Here is a 3,526-nt window from a genome sequence, read left to right as displayed (position 1 = left end):
TCCCAGATCCAAAGCAAATCTGTAACGAACCAAAACTTGTATTATGGGATCGATTTTGGTTCGATAAGCATCCTATAGAGCGACACGACATTCATTCATGTCCACAATCACTGTGGATGGACGAACTTTGTGCCTTGGGATTTACGTTACTCAGTAATATGAGTATTGAGGAAATGGAATCTTTTCTCACAAAATCTATTGGACCAATCAATGCTACATTTGAGATAGTGAGTGATGTTAAACCTACTCCAGATGCTAAAGATTTGGGCGATTTAATGACAGGTCCAGAGGTATTGCCTCACAATGCTCATAACTATAAATTGAGCAAGTTCTTGATGCTGTTTTTCTATTGCGTCGAACATAACGCTAAAGGTGGCGAATCAATACTGGTTGATAGTTTTCGGGTTTGTGAAGACTTTCGTCAAAAATATCCTGAATACTTCAAAATTTTGAGCGACACTCCGATTGTTTTTCATAAATTTGACCCCCAGAATAATTATTACTTTTCTGATACTGCTCCGATTATTCAATTAGATACACAAGGTAATATATATCGCATCTGCTTTAACGAAAAAAACTGCGAACGAACTATCCCATTTGAGAAGACAGAAAGTTTTTATGAAGCTTACTCAATCTTCTATCACTATATGAAAAATCCAGCATATCAGTACCGCTTCCGTCTCAATAATGGGGACTGTTTGCTAATACATAATGTGAGGGTAATGCATGGACGGACAACATTCGATCCTAGATCGGGAATTAGACATCTGAAAGCAGGATTTGTGGATTGGGACTACTTTACAGCGCGACGTAACTTCTATCAAAGCAAGCATTTTTACTTACAGCAGTTTTCTAGTTGATGAGGTACAAAGTTTTATTGCTCTAGGGAACAGGGAATAGGAAATATAAGAATAGTCCTATAAGTAGGGCTTGCTGATTAATTCTAAAAGTATTGACAGATAAAGGTTGTAGCGTTTTAGAGTTGAAAAAAGTACCAGCTTTTCGGCAGAAAAAGCTCAAAAAGCTAGTATCTTAGGATGATTATGGCAGGCAGAAAAATTGAGAGACAATTCTTACTCCTACCTCTTCTAAATTCCCATTTCTCCTGTCTCCTGTCTCCTGTCTCCTGTCTCCTACCCCAGCAAAAAGACTTTCCATACGCAAACCCTAAGTGTACCTCACTATCCTCAAAAGTGCTGTAAGTTAATAGAAATCTTCAGAAAAGAGGGAGTAGGGAGTAGGGGGAAATAATTGATAATTGCTGTGCCATAATTGATATTAAATCCGGTAGCATCAGTGTTATTCAGTACTTAAAGATAAGAGTCCATATTGTAGGGGCAAATGGCATTCTCCCTTAACCACTATATGACGACAATAGAACTATATTACTCCGAAGCCAACGGATTTGATATGATTTTATTTTTTGGCGTTGGTGAAAAGAGGTATGATATCTGTCCGGATAAGAGCGCTATAGAACGACCTTCCGCTTACCTGACCAAAAAACTTTCTCCTTATACTCGGGATTTCTTCTTCTTTCTTCCCTCCTGAGGAGGTCCGACTGAATTCCCCTCCTGGGAGGGGCAGGGGTGGGTTGACTCCTAAGTAATTAAGATTAATATCATACACGCGCTTCAGCAACGCCGTTATTCTTTATTTTTCTTAATCATTACAGTGAATCAAGAGATTTATGATCTAAATACCAACATAATTTTATTCATCAAAATAGGTATTTATGTCAGATTCTTTATTTGCTGATGCTAGTCTCAGGTTAGAAAAAGCATTAAAATATGTCTCTCTTTCTGAAGATACAAAAGAGCGTCTCAAACATCCAAAAGCTAGTTTAATAGTTTCAATTCCTGTCCGAATGGATGATGGTTCATTACGAGTTTTTCAAGGTTATCGAGTTCGTTATGATGATACTAGAGGACCGACAAAAGGTGGTATTCGTTATCATCCAAATGTTTCTATTGATGAGGTAAAATCTTTAGCTTTTTGGATGACTTTTAAATGTGCAGTTGTGAGTTTACCTTTTGGTGGAGCGAAGGGTGGAATTACTGTTAACCCGAAAGAGTTATCTCGGATGGAATTAGAACGTTTGAGTCGTGGATATATTGATGCGATCGCTGATTTTATCGGTCCAGATGTGGATATTCCGGCACCTGATATGTACACTAACCCAATGATTATGGGTTGGATGATGGATGAGTATAGTATTATTCGCAGACAATTAATTCCGGCAGTTATTACAGGTAAACCTGTTACTATTGGTGGTAGTTTGGGCAGAAATACGGCAACATCAATGGGTGCTTTTTTTACTATTGAAACTATCATGTCCAAGTTTGGATATATTCCGGAAAAAACTACAGTTGCAGTACAAGGTTTTGGTAATGTAGGAGCATTTTTGGCAGAGTTACTTTGTCAAGCTGGTTATAAGGTAGTTGCTGTTAGTGATTCTCAGGGTGGTATTTATTATTCAAAGGGTTTAGATATTCCTAGTATTCGACAATATAAGGAGTCTAATAAAGGTATTCAAGCTGTTTACTGTAAAGGCAGTGTTTGTAATATTGTTGAGCATCAAATTTTGACTAATAAAGAACTTTTAGCTTTAGATGTTGATATATTAATTCCTGCTGCTTTGGAGAATCAAATTACTGAGGAAAGTGTCAAAGATATTAAAGCAAAATTTATCTTTGAAGCTGCAAATGGTCCGACTACTTCTGCTGCAGATATAATTTTAGAAGACCGTGGAATTTATGTATTTCCTGATATTTTAGTTAATGCTGGTGGAGTGACTGTAAGTTATTTTGAGTGGGTACAAAATCGCAGTGGTTTGTATTGGACTTTGGATGAGATTCATCAACGCTTGAAAGAAAAAATGTTGGCAGAAACAGAGCAAATTTGGCAAATATCTCAAGAGTTGTCTGTTTCGATGCGAACTGCTGCTTATGTGCATGGGTTAAATAGATTGGGAGAGGCAATAAATGCTAAAGGAACTAGGGCATATTATATGAAGGATTAATGTATACCGAGAGTTTTAGACCATTCTTTGAAAATCATCATTATTAAAGAATTAAGAGTGGGAACTTTACAATCTATTATTCGTAATTCAGGTTTACCTCATTCCTTGTTTGAGGTTGATGAATGAAGAAGCGATCGCCCCTGGCAGCTATAAAGTTACCCACTTATCAACAGATATCACGAAGATGTTTGGCAAATTGTCTGAGAATACTTACTGCTAAAAATTCTGGAGATTCTAGCTTTTCATTTATGCGGTTGTCATCTTTATCAGTCTTTTTCCCCGTAATTATTTCGCCTTCCCCTTCTTTAAAGTCTAAAAACTTAAAAGGTTTTCCTCTTTGCGATCTTCTCCACCGCAACAATTCTTCAGTAATATAAGGACTTTTTATTCTTTCAGGAATGGCAAGATGATATGTAATGCCAGTTTAATAAATGTTTGCTACGAAAGTTAGGCTATTTCTTAGGAGTCAACCCACCCCTCGCCCCTCCCCCTCCGGTGGAGGGGCGA

Annotated in this window: 3 protein-coding genes; 2 read left to right on the top strand and 1 reads right to left on the bottom strand. The window is 37.4% G+C overall.

What is annotated here, in order from left to right; genetic code table 11:
* Together F6K13_RS24070 and F6K13_RS24065 are read left to right on the top strand one after the other, a co-directional pair.
* A partial coding sequence (locus F6K13_RS24070; protein ID WP_287288611.1) for a TauD/TfdA family dioxygenase occupies positions 1–860 on the top strand: 860 nt, incomplete at its 5' end.
* An 872-nt stretch (positions 861–1,732) separates the two neighbouring features.
* Positions 1,733–3,019, top strand: a complete 1,287-nt coding sequence (locus F6K13_RS24065) for a Glu/Leu/Phe/Val dehydrogenase (RefSeq protein ID WP_124144133.1) — start codon at positions 1,733–1,735, stop codon at positions 3,017–3,019.
* Positions 3,020–3,185: 166 nt separating this feature from the next.
* Here F6K13_RS24065 and F6K13_RS24060 read toward each other — a convergent pair whose 3' ends face one another.
* Positions 3,186–3,380: a hypothetical protein gene (locus F6K13_RS24060; protein WP_153183458.1), complete on the bottom strand. Its 195-nt coding sequence runs from the start codon at positions 3,378–3,380 to the stop codon at positions 3,186–3,188.
* Positions 3,381–3,526: the final 146 nt, after the last annotated feature.

This window comes from Okeania sp. SIO2B9, assembly GCF_010672505.1.
Classification (GTDB): Bacteria; Cyanobacteriota; Cyanobacteriia; order Cyanobacteriales; family Microcoleaceae; genus Okeania; species Okeania hirsuta.
The sequence above is the reverse complement of the archived record's forward strand: the minus strand, read 5'-3'. Positions and strand labels throughout refer to the sequence as shown.

Coding starts and splice junctions, on each gene's coding strand:
- F6K13_RS24065 (WP_124144133.1), top strand. CDS start 1,733: ATGTCAGATTCTTTATTTGCTGATGCTAGTCTCAGGTTAGAAAAAGCA.